Source organism: Streptomyces sp. NPDC093071 (genome assembly GCF_044754545.1).
Lineage (GTDB): Bacteria > Actinomycetota > Actinomycetes > Streptomycetales > Streptomycetaceae > Streptomyces.
Genome location: NZ_JBIVPH010000001.1, coordinates 465,371 through 478,753 on the forward strand (window position 1 = coordinate 465,371; position 13,383 = coordinate 478,753).

Annotated in this window: 13 protein-coding genes and 1 riboswitch; of the genes, 7 read left to right on the forward strand and 6 right to left on the reverse strand. The window is 74.3% G+C overall.

From position 1 onward, the window contains the following. The first annotated feature begins 52 nt into the window (after positions 1-52). Positions 53-682 carry a hypothetical protein gene (locus ACIQD7_RS01855; RefSeq protein WP_402438578.1) on the forward strand — a complete coding sequence of 210 codons (630 nt, stop codon included), beginning with the start codon at positions 53-55 and terminating at the stop codon, positions 680-682. 433 nt (positions 683-1,115) lie between these two features. On the opposite strand, the gene ACIQD7_RS01860 is transcribed toward ACIQD7_RS01855, so the two are convergent. Beyond that, positions 1,116-2,384 carry an MBL fold metallo-hydrolase gene (locus tag ACIQD7_RS01860; protein ID WP_402438580.1) on the reverse strand — a complete coding sequence of 423 codons (1,269 nt, stop codon included), beginning with the start codon at positions 2,382-2,384 and terminating at the stop codon, positions 1,116-1,118. A gap of 196 nt (positions 2,385-2,580) precedes the next feature. Between ACIQD7_RS01860 and ACIQD7_RS01865 the strand changes: the two genes are divergently transcribed. Continuing rightward, a complete protein-coding gene (locus ACIQD7_RS01865) occupies positions 2,581-3,192 on the forward strand; it encodes a TetR/AcrR family transcriptional regulator (RefSeq protein ID WP_161372614.1) in 612 nt (203 codons plus the stop codon). Positions 3,193-3,302: 110 nt separating this feature from the next. Here ACIQD7_RS01865 and ACIQD7_RS01870 read toward each other — a convergent pair whose 3' ends face one another. The 3 genes from ACIQD7_RS01870 to ACIQD7_RS01880 all read right to left on the reverse strand — a co-directional run bounded on the left by ACIQD7_RS01870 (position 3,303) and on the right by ACIQD7_RS01880 (position 5,706). Then, positions 3,303-4,079: an SIMPL domain-containing protein gene (locus tag ACIQD7_RS01870; RefSeq protein WP_402438582.1), complete on the reverse strand. Its 777-nt coding sequence runs from the start codon at positions 4,077-4,079 to the stop codon at positions 3,303-3,305. A gap of 143 nt (positions 4,080-4,222) precedes the next feature. Continuing rightward, positions 4,223-5,263 carry a DUF6745 domain-containing protein gene (locus ACIQD7_RS01875; protein WP_402438584.1) on the reverse strand — a complete coding sequence of 347 codons (1,041 nt, stop codon included), beginning with the start codon at positions 5,261-5,263 and terminating at the stop codon, positions 4,223-4,225. A 116-nt stretch (positions 5,264-5,379) separates the two neighbouring features. Continuing rightward, positions 5,380-5,706 carry a hypothetical protein gene (locus tag ACIQD7_RS01880; RefSeq protein WP_121829559.1) on the reverse strand — a complete coding sequence of 109 codons (327 nt, stop codon included), beginning with the start codon at positions 5,704-5,706 and terminating at the stop codon, positions 5,380-5,382. 200 nt (positions 5,707-5,906) lie between these two features. On the opposite strand from ACIQD7_RS01880, the gene ACIQD7_RS01885 reads away from it, so the two are divergent. From ACIQD7_RS01885 to ACIQD7_RS01905, 5 genes are read left to right on the forward strand one after another with little or no spacing between them, the layout of a single operon-like run. Beyond that, positions 5,907-6,866, forward strand: a complete 960-nt coding sequence (locus ACIQD7_RS01885) for an STM4015 family protein (RefSeq protein WP_402438586.1) — start codon at positions 5,907-5,909, stop codon at positions 6,864-6,866. Then, the gene (locus ACIQD7_RS01890; protein WP_402438587.1) at positions 6,863-8,011 is read left to right on the forward strand and encodes an STM4014 family protein; all 1,149 of its coding nucleotides are present in this window, start codon (positions 6,863-6,865) and stop codon (positions 8,009-8,011) included. The genes ACIQD7_RS01885 and ACIQD7_RS01890 overlap by 4 nt, the downstream gene beginning before the upstream one ends. 11 nt (positions 8,012-8,022) lie before the next feature. Beyond that, on the forward strand, positions 8,023-8,844 hold the full coding sequence (locus tag ACIQD7_RS01895) for an STM4013/SEN3800 family hydrolase (RefSeq protein ID WP_402439680.1): 822 nt from the start codon (positions 8,023-8,025) through the stop codon (positions 8,842-8,844). 32 nt (positions 8,845-8,876) lie between these two features. Then, on the forward strand, positions 8,877-10,214 hold the full coding sequence (locus ACIQD7_RS01900; RefSeq protein ID WP_402438589.1) for an STM4012 family radical SAM protein: 1,338 nt from the start codon (positions 8,877-8,879) through the stop codon (positions 10,212-10,214). Positions 10,215-10,223: 9 nt separating this feature from the next. Continuing rightward, the gene (locus tag ACIQD7_RS01905) at positions 10,224-11,084 is read left to right on the forward strand and encodes an STM4011 family radical SAM protein (RefSeq protein ID WP_402438591.1); all 861 of its coding nucleotides are present in this window, start codon (positions 10,224-10,226) and stop codon (positions 11,082-11,084) included. Here ACIQD7_RS01905 and ACIQD7_RS01910 read toward each other — a convergent pair. Together ACIQD7_RS01910 and ACIQD7_RS01915 are read right to left on the reverse strand one after the other, a co-directional pair. Further along, positions 11,071-11,883 (reverse strand): SGNH/GDSL hydrolase family protein, encoded by an 813-nt coding sequence (locus ACIQD7_RS01910; protein ID WP_121829563.1) that lies wholly within the window; start codon positions 11,881-11,883, stop codon positions 11,071-11,073. The genes ACIQD7_RS01905 and ACIQD7_RS01910 overlap by 14 nt on opposite strands. Positions 11,884-12,044: 161 nt before the next feature. After that, entirely contained in the window at positions 12,045-13,004 is a 960-nt protein-coding gene (locus ACIQD7_RS01915; protein ID WP_391166980.1) for a peptidoglycan DD-metalloendopeptidase family protein, read from the reverse strand. A gap of 3 nt (positions 13,005-13,007) precedes the next feature. Then, positions 13,008-13,167: riboswitch (cyclic di-AMP (ydaO/yuaA leader) on the reverse strand. Positions 13,168-13,383: the final 216 nt, after the last annotated feature.

Genomic DNA, 13,383 nt, shown 5'->3' on the forward strand with positions numbered 1-13,383 from the left:
CCGCGTTTCGCTCGACAGACGATCAGTACCTTGAGACGCCGAATGGGGAGCCATGGGCACGATGAGACGAAGCATGAAAGACATCGCACTGAACGCGCTGGAAGGAGGCGTGCTCGGGGGTGGCCGCAGAACACTGCGCGATCTGCTCGGCTCCCTGAGCGAGGGTCCGGTAGCCGTGGATGTGTGGACCGAGGACGACCTCGGGTTCGTCCTCCTCCTTCATCGCCGCGGCGACGGACCGGCTTCCGAGGAGTTGTACTACTCCGTCCGGGACGAGGCGGGAGAGTGGCAGGCCTGTGAGCACCTCGGTGGCGCCCTCCTCGGGTTCGGGGTCGACGTGCCGGCACCCCTGCGGCAAGCCCTGACCGGCTCCCCCCTGTCCGTCGTATCCGAGACCGAAGCGCTCATCGACACGGGGCGCGGCGACACCGAGGACGGGTACGAGACGGTACGGGTGTTGACGGTCCTGGTCGGGGACGACGTGGACGTCCTCGAGGTCGAGGCCTCGTCCTCCGGGTCGACCGCGCTGCTCGGACGACGCACCCTGGAGGTCGGAGCGCCTCTCGTCGTGCTCGTGGTGACGCCGGACAAACGTCTGACCGTCTCACCCCGACAGCGCGAGGGCACGTCTCTCACCGTGATCGGGGACGCCTTGGAATTCTCGTTCCGGGCAGGCTTCTGACACGACCCGGAGTCTTGCTCCTCGAAGCGCCACGGAGTGACGCGGCGCTCCGGTGTCGTGCTTGGACCCGCCCGGGCCGTACACGTCGTAGGGAAGAGGTTCGATCCGTACGGGCGGACGGCGAAAACAGCAACCCCTGCCCCGACGCCGGTTCCAGGACCGGCCGCCACCCGTGGACGACCCGCTCGGCAGCGCGTGGCTGACGCGGGCTCTGCGGTGTCGGCGTGCACATCGAAGTGGCGGCGGGCCACGCACTGAGGACGGCGCTGGATGCGGGCGAGTTCACCGAATACCACGCCGTGCTGTTCGAGAACATGGCGGAGAAGGGATTCGGTGGATACGCCACGGCCTCCTTGCCGGACCTCGCCGACCAGGTCGAGGGACCGTCGGACACCTCGGGCGGCGATCGGCCAACGGCCCGCCGAACCCCTGGTCAGGTGACCCGGGGCGTCTCCGGTACCGTCCCGCCCGCCAGGTCGAGATCGGCCCTGGAGGGCTCGGCCGAGCACGAGTCCGCGATCTCGCGGCCTCGCCAGGGGCGCGCCAGCGGGTGGGACACCGCGAGCCACCAGCGGTCCGTCGGAAGTTCGCCGGACGGTTCGAAGGGCTGGCCGGGCACCGGAAGGGCGATCTTCTGGCCGACTGCCTCGGCAGCGTCCGCGGTCCACTCCCCTGGCTCCGCCCACGCGTGAAGGGCCAGGTTGAAGGTGCCCCAGTGGATCGGCAGCAGTACCCCACGCGGACTGCCTCCCTGAAGGTCGAGGTGCGCGTGGACACCTTTCTGCGGGCTCATGTGGATGTCCGGCCACGCGCCCGGCAGGGGTGTGGAATCCGTGTGGTTCTTGGTCCAGAACTCCGAGTACGCGCCTATCTGGATCATGGTGGCGTCGAAGGGGCCGTGCTCCGCGCCGATGTCCCGGAAGCCGGAGAAGTACCCGGTGTCGCCGCTGTGGAAGATCCGGTGCTCCGGTCCCCGCACGGCCCAGGAGGCCCAGAGCGTGTGCTGCTTGTTGCGCAGTCCGCGGCCGCAGAAGTGGCGGGCCGGGGTGGCCGTCAGGCGCAGGGCGCCGACCTCGGTGGACTCGTTCCAGTCCAGCTCCCGCAGCCGGGCGGCGGACACGCCCCAGCGCTCCAGGTGCGCGCCCACGCCGAGCGGTACCGCGAAGAGCGTGTCGGTGGTGGCGAGCGCCTTGATCGTCGGCAGGTCGAGGTGGTCGTAGTGGTCGTGCGAGATCACCACCACGTCGACCGGGCCGAGCGCGGCGAGCGGCACGGGCACCGGATGGAGCCGCTTGGGGCCGGCGAACGGGAACGGGGAGCAGCGGTCGCCCCAGACCGGGTCGAACAGGACCCGGTGGCCGTCGATCTCCGCGAGGACGCCGGAGTGTCCCAGCCAGGTGAGGCGCAGACCGGTGGCCGGGGGCCGCGCCAGGTCGGCCACGGTGGTCGGGTGGACGGGGATCGCGCCGGTGGGGGCCCGGCGCGCACGCCCCTCCTTCTCGAAGTACGTCCGGGCGAGCTCGACGGTGGAACCGGAGGGGCCGCGCCGGGCCTGCTCGGGGTTCTGGAAGATCCCGTCCCTGAAGTTCGGCGAACGCCGGATCCGGGCGAGGCGCTCGCCGGTGGAATCCGCGCCGAAGGACTCGGGGCGCAGGGCGCGCAGCCGGGCCCGCGACGAACGGTCTGAGCCGGTACCGGTCACAGGAGCTCCTGATCTCTGGGGGTCATTCCATTATGGGCGGCCCCCGGCCGAACGCCCGGGGCGGGCCGCCCCGCCCACGCGGTGGCGGAGGAAGGCCTTCCGGTGACCCCGGAGCGTCACGGAAAGCGTCGGTGCGGTCACCCGACGGAGTCGCAGATGATCATGCTCTTGTCACGTGCTGTGTAGGCTGCCGGACGTGACGAGAGTGCGGTTGAGCGTGGCCGAGCGGCGGGAGGAGCTGCTGCGGGCGGCCGTGGAACAGATCGAGGCGCGCGGGGTCGCGGCCGTGCGGATCGCCGACGTGGCCTCGGCGCTCGGCGTGAGCAACGCGCTCGTGCTCTACCACTTCGCTTCCAAGGAACAGCTGGTCGCGGCCGCCTTCGCGCACGCCGCCGAGGCCGACCTCGCCCATCTGCGGCGGCTGCTCGGCCGGCGCTCCACGGCGGTGCGCAGGCTGCGGGCGGCGGTCCGCTGGTACGCCCCGACCGGGCAGGCCAAGGGCTGGCGCCTGTGGATCGAGGGCTGGGCGGCCTCGCTGCGCGATCCGGAGCTGCGCCGGGTCGCCGCCTCCCTCGACCAGGAGTGGAAGGCGGCGCTGACCCGGGTGATCGCGGAGGGGGCCGCCGCCGGGGAGTTCTCCTGCCCGGACCCGGCCGAGGCGGCCTGGCGGCTCACCGCCTTCCTCGACGGCCTCGCCGTCCAGACCACCGCCTACGCCGGCCCCCTGTCCCGCGCCGCGATGCTCCGCTGGGCCGACGCCGCCCTCGCCCGGGAGCTGAACCTTCCGGACGGGGCGGGCCGGGACTGAGGGGAGCGGGCGGCCCGGAGGGGTCCCGGGGCGCCGGAGCCGGTCGGCGGGGCCCGGCGCCCGTCGGAACGGCCTCCGAAGCTGCCTTCGAAGCGGCCTCGGAGCAGCCGTCAGAGCAGTTCGAAGACCGCCGAGACCGTGATCTGCTCCTCGATCTCGCCGGGGGCCAGGGGAACGCCCGAGTCCTCGGCGAGGGTGGGGGCGGCCCCGCCGGGGCCGGGGCGCACGGACTCGCCCTCGCTCAGCGAGACGAGCCGGCCGAGCCGGTGGCCGCTGAGCCGGGCGTGCTGCGTCGCCTTGTCGTACGCGTCCCGGAAGGCGGCCTCGCGTGCCTTGGACCGCAGCGCCGACGGGTCGGCCACGTCGAACACGACGCCGTTGATCCGGCCCGCGTCCCGGGTGGCGTCGTTGACGGCGCCGACGACCTGTCCGGTCCTGTCGATGTCACGGACCTTCACGGAGAAGGCCTGACCGGCCTGGTAGCCGGTCACCCGGCTCTCCCCCTCGGCGCTCTGGGTGTAGACCGGGGCCAGGGAGAGGCTGTCGGTGCGGATGTCGCGCTCGGCGATCCCCTGCTTGTGGAGCACCGCGAGGAGGGCCTCGGCCGCGATCTTCTGCGCTGCCATCGCCTCCTTCGCCGTCGCCCGGCTGGCCTCGACCCCGATGGACAGGATCGCCAGGTCGGGCGCGGCGGACGCGCGCCCGTGCCCGGCGACGGTGACCGTGGCGGGCTCGGCCTTCAGGGCGGCGGGGAGGGCCGTCGCGCCCGGCGCGGCGGCCAGGGCGGGGGCGGCGGTGCCGGCGAGGAGGCCGCCGAGCAGGGCGGTGGCGGCGAGCAGACGGGTGGTGCGGGCGGCACGGGCGGCGCGTGGCCGGCGGGTCGTCACAGGCGGTCCCTTCGGGTGTGGGTGCCGGGGCTCCGGCGGGCACATCCCAGCACCCGGCGCCGCCGCGTCCGGGACGCCACTCCTGACCGGCGTCCCCCTTCCCCTGTCCGTACCAGCCGGGTACCGCTACCGGGGCACACCGCTCAGGTCTGGACGAGTGGCTCGTACGCCTCGGGGCGGAGGCCGAAGGTCCAGGCGACGCCCTCCCGCGCGGTCCGGGTGGTGGGCGGCACCCGCAGCCAGTACGTGCGGTAGGTGCCGTCCGGTTCGGGCGTGGAGTTGACGACCTCGACCGTCACCACGTCCTCGTCGTCGGCCAGCTCGATCCGCCACAGGGCGCCCGTCTCGTCGCGGTGCTCGTGCCGGGCCCCGGAGGCGGCGAGGTAGCGGTCGTAGCCGTAGTGCTCCAGCATCACGCGCCGCAGTTCGGCGTTCTCCTCCGCGCGTATCCGCTCGGGGGTGAGGTCCGCGAGCCCGGCCAGGAAGGCGGCGGAGACCGTCATGCCCCGCCAGGCGTGCAGGGCGAACCCGTCGGGGTAGGCGAGCGCCGGCCCGTCGCCCCGGTCGAGGCGCCCGGCCTCGTCGCGGTGGAGCTCGACGGGCCGCTCGCAGACCACGGCGACGTCCTCGTACGGCCACCACCAGCCCGCGTGCGCGGCGACGGCGGCGAGTCCCGCGAGGCGCTCGCCGTGTCCGTCGAAGGCGGCGAGCCAGGCGGCGTCGTGCTGGCCGAGGACGGCGTCGAGCAGGACCAGCCGGACGTCGCCCGGTCCGCCGCCCGCCGCCTCCCCGTGTGCCGACTCCCCGTGCGCCGCCCGGTGCGCCTCCGTCACCGCGGTCCGTATCCGGTCGGCGAGGGCCCGGTTGAGGTCCCAGAGCACCGCCCCCGTCGACTGCCAGTGCGCCGCCCAGCCCGCCGGGCCGAGCGCGTCGTGGAGGCGGCGGCGCTCCTCGGCCCACGGCCGGGTGCGCACCTCCTCCCGTACCGGGCGGCCCCGGTCCGGCAGTCCGTCCAGGAGCGCGACGGCGGCGAGCGGCGAGTCCGCCCAGAGGACGCGCTCCGGCGGGGCGAGGCCCGCCGTGCGGTAGGCGAGCCGGACGCCGGCCTCGGCCGCGGCGCGGTCGGCGGGCCCGGTGGCCGCGGCGACGGCCCGCCACTTGTCCTGTGCGGTGGTGCTGTTCATGTCGGTGTCCCCCAAAGTCCCTGTTCCGTCGGCCCGTCGACACGCCGGCCCGTCAGTCCGTCAGTCCGTCAGTCCGTCAGTCCGTCAGTCCGTCAGTCCGTCAGTCCGTCAGTCCGTCAGTCCGCGACGATCCGGTACGCGCCGGGCACGTACTCCCGCTGGCGCACCACCCGGTACCAGCCCTTCGGCAGCGGTATCGGGGCGTGCTCCTCGTGCACCACCCGGCCGCCCTCGGGCAGGTCGAGCAGGAAGGGGCCGTAGGGCCCCGGCTCCCGCACGAGCCGGCCGGGGCCGGGGATCGCGTGGGCGTGCCCGGTGACCTCGCCGAAGGCGAGGACGAGACGGCCCCGGGCGTCCCTCGGCTCCCCCGCCGCCGTCCTCGCGCGCTCCGGAACGGCCGTCTCGTCGACGGACACGATCAGCACGTCTCCCTGCCGGTACATGGCTGTCCCCTCCCCGTCCGGCGCGGTCGGCCGAACACGGGAACGACGCTAGGGGCCGCCACTGACAATCGGCCCCGGCCGGGACGCGTACGCCGCCCGACCCGGCCCCGTACGGCCCCCCGGCGCCGGGTCCTGTCGGTGCCGCTTGGTAGAACTCAGGGGTTCAGCGACCCACGCCGTCCGTCCTCTGGAGCACCGTCATGACCATCGGCCACCACCTGCGTGAGTTCCACGGCCTTCCCGTCTTCGAGTTCCCGGACGCGGCCGCGCCGGTCGAGCTGCCCGACGCGGCCGGGGTCGCCTGGCGGATCTCCGCGCCGACGTACTCCGACCCCGGGGACGAGGAGTGGGGCCCGCGCTTCGAGCGGTTCCTGAAGACGGTCGACGCCTCCCGGGTGCGCGCGCTCGTCGTCGGCGGCTGGGACGAGCCGTACGAGACCTCGTCCGCCGGCGTCGTCACCGCCCTGATGGGCGCCAACAACCGGCTCACCGCCCTGGAGGCCGTCTTCCTCGGCGACATGACCTTCGAGGACTGCGAGATCTCCTGGATCGTCCAGTCCGACGTGACGCCACTGCTCGCCGCCTATCCGGCGCTGCGCGGGCTGGGGGTGCGCGGCGGCACCGACCTGGTCTTCCCGCCGGTCCGGCACGCCGCCCTGGAGACCCTGACGGTGGAGACCGGCGGCCTCGGTGCCGAGGTCGTGCGCGGGATCGTCGGCAGCGACCTGCCCGCCCTGGCCGATCTGGAACTGTGGCTCGGCACAGACGAGTACGGCGGGGACAGCACCCCCGAGGACCTGGCGCCGCTGCTCGCCGGCACGGCCTTCCCCGCCCTGCGCCGCCTGGCCCTGCGCAACAGCGTGATCGAGGACGCCGTCGCCGCCGCCGTGGCGGGCGCGCCCGTCGTGGCCCGGATCGAGCGGCTCGACCTGTCCATGGGCGTGCTCACGGACGAGGGCGCGCGGGCCCTGCTCGACGGCCAGCCGCTGACCCACCTCGCGCACCTCGACCTCTCGCACCACTACTTCTCGGAGCCGATGCGGGAGCGGCTGCGGGCCGCGCTCGTCCCGCACGGCGTGACCGTGGTCCTCGACGACCCGCAGACGCCGGAGGACGACGGCGACGGCGAGGCCCACCGGTACGTCGCGGTCGCCGAATGACCTCCGGCCCGCGCCCCGTGGTCGTCGGCGTCCCGGCGGGCCGCCGCGTGGCGTTCTTCCAGGACGCGCTGCGGTCCGCCGGGCTGCCCGGGGCGCGGGTCGTGTCCTGGCCGGACGTGCTGCGGGGCCGGGCCCGGTTCGCGGCGGGCGAGACCGTGCGACTGGACTCGCCCGGCGAGGACCCGGAGGCCGACCTGCTGCTGCGCGGGGTCGGCGATCCGACCCGGGTCGAGGGCACCGGCCGCTGGTACGGGCGGTTCACCGCCGCCGTGGCGGGCCTCGCCGGGAGCGTCGGGGAGGCGGGGGCCGTCCTCGTCGACGACCCCGCCGAGCTGCCGGTCCTGTTCGACAAGCGGCTGAGCCACGGCCGGCTGCGGGCGGCCGGCGTGCCGGTGCCCGCGTCGCCGACCTCCGGCGCCCGCGCGCCGGTCGTGCGCGGCTGGGCGGACGTCCGGGCGCTGACGGCCGGGGCGGGGATGCGCCGGGTGTTCGTGAAGCTCGCGCACGGCTCCTCCGCCTCGGGGGTGCTCGCGGTGGAGACGACCGGCGCGGGCCGGGTCCGGGCCACCACCTCGGTGGAGCGCGATCCGGCCGGGCGGCTCTTCAACTCCCTGCGGGTACGGCGCTACACGAGCGAGCGCGAGGTCGCCGCGATCGTGGACGCCCTGGCCCCCGACGGCCTGCACGTCGAGCGGTGGCTGCCGAAGGCCGTCCAGGACGGGCGGGCCGCCGACCTGCGGGTGGTGGTGATCGACGGGCGGGCCACCCACGCGGTGCTCCGCACCAGCCGCTCCCCCCTGACCAATCTGCACCTGGGCGGGGCCCGGGGCGACCTGGACGCGGCCCGGGCCGCGATCACCGCCGCCGGCGGGCGGTGGACGGACGCGCTGGAGGTGTGCGAGCGGGCCGCCGCCGCGTTCCCCGGCACCCGGTGCGTGGGCGTCGACCTGCTGCCCGCGTCCGGCTGGCGCCGCTTCGCCGTGGGCGAGGTCAACGCCTTCGGCGACCTGCTGCCCCGGCTCACGGGCCTGTCCGGCGGCGGGGCCGAGGGCCTGGACACCTACGCGGCCCAGGTGGCCGCGCTGTTCCCCCGTACACCTCACCTCACGGGCACCACCCGCACCACAGGAACGAGCACCGCGTGAACCAGCCCGACATGAACGCGATCGTCGGCAGCCACGACCTGCTCCTGGTCACCCTCGACACGCTCCGGTACGACGTGGCCGCCGAGCTGGCGGCCGGGGGCCGCATCCCGCACCTGGCCCGGCACCTGCCCGGCGGCTTCTGGGAGCGGCGGCACGCGCCGGGAAGCTTCACCTACGCCTCCCACCAGGCGATCTTCGCCGGCTTCCTGCCGACCCCGGCCGCGCAGGGCCCCCACCCCCGGCTGTTCGCGGCCCGGTTCGCGGGCAGCGAGTCGACCGCCGACGGCACCTGGGTCCACGACACCCCCGACTTCGTCTCCGCCCTCGCGGCCGAGGGCTACCGGACGGTCTGCGTCGGCGGGGTGGGGTTCTTCAACGGGCGGCCGCCGCTCGGCACCGTGCTCCCCGGGCTCTTCCGGGAGAGCCACTGGGAGCCCTCCTTCGGCGTCGCGTCCCCGACCTCGTTCGAGTCCCAGGTCGAGCGCGCCGAGGAGGTCGTGGCCGGGCTCCCCCGCGAGGAGCGGCTCTTCCTCTTCGTCAACGTGTCCGCGCTGCACCAGCCCAACTGGTTCCACCTGCCGGGGGCGACCCGCGAGGCGGGCGACTCCCGGGAGACGCACGCGGCGGCCCTGGAGTACGTCGACCGGCACATCGGGCGGCTCTTCGCCGCGATGGGCTCCCGCCGCCCCTGTTTCGCGATCGTCTGCTCCGACCACGGCACCGCGTACGGGGAGGACGGCTTCACCGGTCACCGGCTCGGCCACGAGGTCGTGTGGACGGTGCCGTACGCGCAGTTCGTCCTGCCGGGTCCCGACGGGGAGGCCGCCGCGTGAGCACCACCGACCACGCCCGGGGAGGCCGCCGCGTGAGCACCCCTGTCGCCGCCCCCCGCCCGTACCGCAGCTACGTCTACGCCTATCCGCACAAGACGGCCTACCGGGAGCTGTCCGAGCCCCCGGAGCTCGCCGCGCTCTGGGCCGGGGAGCCGAAGGACGCGCTCTCGCTCTACGCGCACGTGCCGTTCTGCGAGGTCCGCTGCGGCTTCTGCAACCTCTTCACCCGGATCGGCGCCCCCGGCGAGCTGACCACCCGCTATCTGGACGCCCTCGACCGGCAGGCGACCGCCGTGCGCGAGGCGCTCGGGGACGGGGAGCCGGTGCGGTTCGCCACGGCCGCGTTCGGCGGCGGCACGCCCACCTTCCTCACCGCCGCCGAGCTGGAGCGGCTCTGCGACATCGCGGAGAAGCGCATGGGGGCGGACCTGCGGGCGGTGCCGCTGTCCGTGGAGACCTCGCCCGCGACCGCGACCGCCGACCGGCTCGCGGTGCTCGCGGAGCGGGGCGCGACCCGGCTGAGCATCGGGGTGCAGAGCTTCGTGGAGGCCGAGGCGAGGGCGGCGGTCCGGCCGCAGCGCCGCGCGGACGTCGAGGCGGCGCTCGGCCGGATCCGGGACACCGGCGTCCCCGTGCTCAACATCGACCTGATCTACGGGATCGACGGGCAGACCGAGGAGTCCTGGCGCCGCTCGCTGGACGCGGCCCTGGCCTGGCGTCCGGAGGAGCTGTACCTGTATCCGCTGTACGTCCGGCCGCTGACCGGTCTGGGCCGGACGCCCCCCGAGGACGACCGGGAGTGGGACGGGCGGCGGCTGCGGCTCTACCGCCACGGCCGGGACCACCTCCTGGCCCACGGGTACGAGCAGGTGTCGATGCGGATGTTCCGGCGGCGGGACGCGGCGCCGCTCGGTCCGGACGACCACGCGTGCCAGACGGACGGGATGATCGGCCTGGGCTGCGGGGCCCGTTCGTACACCTCGGCCCTGCACTACTCCTTCGACTACGCCGTCGACATGCGGGAGATCCGCTCGATCATCGACGCCTACACGGAGACCCGCGACTTCTCGCGCGCCCGGGTCGGCCGGTGGGTGGACGCCGGGGAGGCGCGGCGGCGCCATCTGCTGCAGTCGCTGCTCCAGGCGGAGGGGATGCCGGTCGCCGGGTACGAGGAGCGGTTCGGGTCCTCGCCGTTCGCGGACTTCCCCGACGAGCTGGGGCTGTTCGAGGCGCTCGGCTGGCTGGACGGGGAGGCGCCGGAGGGGCTGCTGCGGCTCTCGCCGGAGGGCCTGGCGCACTCGGACGGGCTGGGTCCCGAGCTGTTCTCCCCCGGGGTGCGGGCCGCGATGGCCGCGTACGAGCCGAAGTAGGGGGCGGCCGTGGACCTCACTCTGCTCTACCGGGGGCCGCTGTCCTCCTGCGACTACGACTGTCCGTACTGCCCCTTCGCCAAGCGCCGGGACAGCCGCGAGCGGCTGCGCGCGGACCGGGAGGCGCTGGAGCGGTTCACCGGGTGGGCCGCCGCGCAGACCGGGGACCGGCTGCGGATCCTGTTCACGCCGTGGGGCGAGGGGCTGGTGCGCTCCTGGTACCGGCGGGCGCTGGTCGACCTCTCCCGGCTGCCGCACGTCGAGCGGGTGGCGATCCAGACCAATCTGAGCTGCCGGACCGACTGGCTGGCGGAGGTGGACCCGGAGGCCGTGGCGCTGTGGTGCACGTACCACCCGGGGCAGACGCCGTACGAGCGCTTCCTCGCCAAGTGCCACGACCTGGCGGGGCGGGGGGTCCGGTTCAGCGTCGGCGTGGTGGGGCTCCCCGAGCACCGGGAGCACGCCCGGCGGCTGCGGGACGCGCTGCCGCCGCACGTGTACCTGTGGGTGAACGCGGCGGAGGGGCACGCGTACACCGACGAGGAGGCCGACGGGTGGACGGAGCTCGACCCGCTCTTCCCGTACAGCCGGCATCCGCACCGCTCGGCGGGGCTGCCCTGCCGCACCGGCGAGTCGGTGATCTCGGTGGACGGCGGGGGGACGGTGCGGCGCTGCCACTTCGTCAAGGCCGAGCTGGGGAACCTGTACGACGGTTCGTACCGCGCCGCCCTGCGTCCCCGCGCCTGCCCCCTCGCCGTCTGCGACTGCCACATCGGCTACGTCCACCTGGAGACGCTGCCGCTGTACGACGTGTTCGCGGGCGGGGTCCTGGAGCGGATCCCCGCCGCGCCGCCCGCTACAGGGGCATGAGGTCCCCGAGGGGCATCAGGTCGGGGCGCTTGGCCTCGACGTGGTCCCCGGAGCTCTCGCCGCGCAGCCGGCGCCCGATCCAGGGGACGAGGTACTCCCGCGCCCACTGGATGTTGTCGCGGCGGACCTCCAGGGAGCCGCGCGGCGGGACCGGCGGCCACGCCTGGTCGGGGTCGGCGGGCACCGGCAGGCCGAGGACCTGGGCGGCGCGCAGGGCGACCCGGGTGTGTCCCTCGGGCGAGAGGTGCAGCCGGTCGCCGTCCCAGGCCCGCCGGTCCTGGACGGACTTCAGCGACCACAGGTCGAGGACCGGGCAGCCGTGGCGGTCCGCGATGGCCCGGACGTGCGCGGTGTAGGTGGCGATCTTGCCGCGCAGGTGCCGGAGCACGGGGACGTCGCGGGTGTCGAAGCCGGTGGTCACCATGACGGTCCCGACGGCGGAGGTGAGTTCGGCGACGGCGCGCTCGAAGCGCTCGGCGACGTCGTCCGGGTCGGTGCCGGGACGGATGATGTCGTTGCCGCCCGCGCAGAAGGTCACCAGGTCGGGGGCGAGTTCCTTCGCCCGGGGGACCTGTTCCGCCACGATCTGGTCGAGGAGGCGCCCGCGTACGGCCAGGTTGGCGTAGCGGAAGGCGTCGTGCTCCGGCAGCTGGTCGGCGAGCAGGACCGCGAAGCGGTCCGCCCAGCCGACGTACGTCCCGTCGGGGCCGGGGTCTCCGACGCCCTCGGTGAAGCTGTCACCGATCGCCGCGTACGACCCGAATGCGTTCTTGTCTCTTGATCTCGAATCGTCTGCCACGGGGGCACATCCTTCCCTTTCGCGTGTGACCTACGCGACCGTAAGGAGGGGTTGACGACGGGTGACATATGCCACCGATAAAGATTCGCCCAAGTCGGAATAGGCCGACGGCCCGGCACGGAATGTGCCGGGCCGTCGGAAAGGGTGTCCCCTGCGGTGCGTCAGACGGAGACGCCGTGCTGGCGCAGGTAGGCCAGCGGGTCGACGTCCGAGCCGTAGTTCGGCGTGGTGCGGATCTCGAAGTGCAGGTGCGGGCCGGTGGAGTTGCCGGTGGAACCGGAGAGGCCGATCTGCTGCCCGCCGCTGACGCTCTGCCCGGCCGAGACCGAGAGGGAGGAGAGGTGGGCGTACTGCGAGTAGTTGCCGTCCGCGTGCTGGATGACGACCTCGTTGCCGTACGAGCCGCTCCAGCCGGCGGAGACGACCGTGCCGGCGCCGACGGCGCGGACGGTGGTGCCGGAGGAGGCGATGAAGTCGACGCCGGTGTGGTAGCCGGAGGACCACATGGAGCCGGAGGCGCGGTACGGGGTGGAGAAGCCGCCGGTGACGGGGGCGACCCAGCCGGACGAGGAGGCGGTGGAGCCGGTGGAGCTCTCGGCGGCCTTCGGGGCGGCGGTGGTGGCCGGAGCGGCGGCGCGGCGGCTCTCGCCGCGGGAGGCGCGGGGGGCGTCATCGCCGTTCTTGCCGGACTCCTGGGCGCCGGGCGCGCTCTTCGGGCCGGCGGGGGCGGAGCCCTTGGCACCGATGGTGAGCTTCATGCCGGGCAGGATGAGGGAGGGGTCCGCGCCGATGGTCCGGCGGTTGTCCTCGTACACCTTCTGCCAGCCGCCCTCCAGGTGGTGGTCGGCGGCGATCTTCGACAGGTAGTCGCCGGGGACGACGGAGTACGTCCGGGGGCCGGTCGTCGCGGCGGGCTTCGCCGGGGCGGCCTTCGCCGCGACGGCGTGCGCGGTGACGGCGGACTGGACGGAGGCGGTGGCCGGGGCGGCCTGCTCGGCGGCGTGGGCCCCGGTGGCGCCGAGGAGCGGGAGGGCGACGACGGCGCCTCCCGTACCGGCGGCGGCGAATCCGCGGGTGAGGGGGTTGCTCTTGGGACGGCGGTGCTTACCCTTCGCGGGCATGGCGAATCCTCTCCGGCGCCTGCGAGGTGAGCTGTCGGGTTCGGACTGGAGATGTCCGGCCGCGCTCTCGCGCGGCTTCACCCCGAGCCGTCCTGCATCGCGGGACCGGCGTACTTCCTGGGTCCCCCGCTCCTGCCACGCATGGGATGGGTGGAATTCCGGGCGGTGGCAGGATTAGGCGGTCCGTCCGGATTGACCGTGACGCTAGACGAGCGGGGTCGGCGCGAACAAGCCGCTGTTTTGTCCCGGCATTCCGCCCTAGATCGTTCCCCCGGGATTCCGGTCACCCTCCGTGGATGACGGTCCTTCGACTCCCTTTTCCCGTAAGGGGATTGCGGCGGACCTCCGGCCACGATCCGTCACTTCTATGACCCTGCTC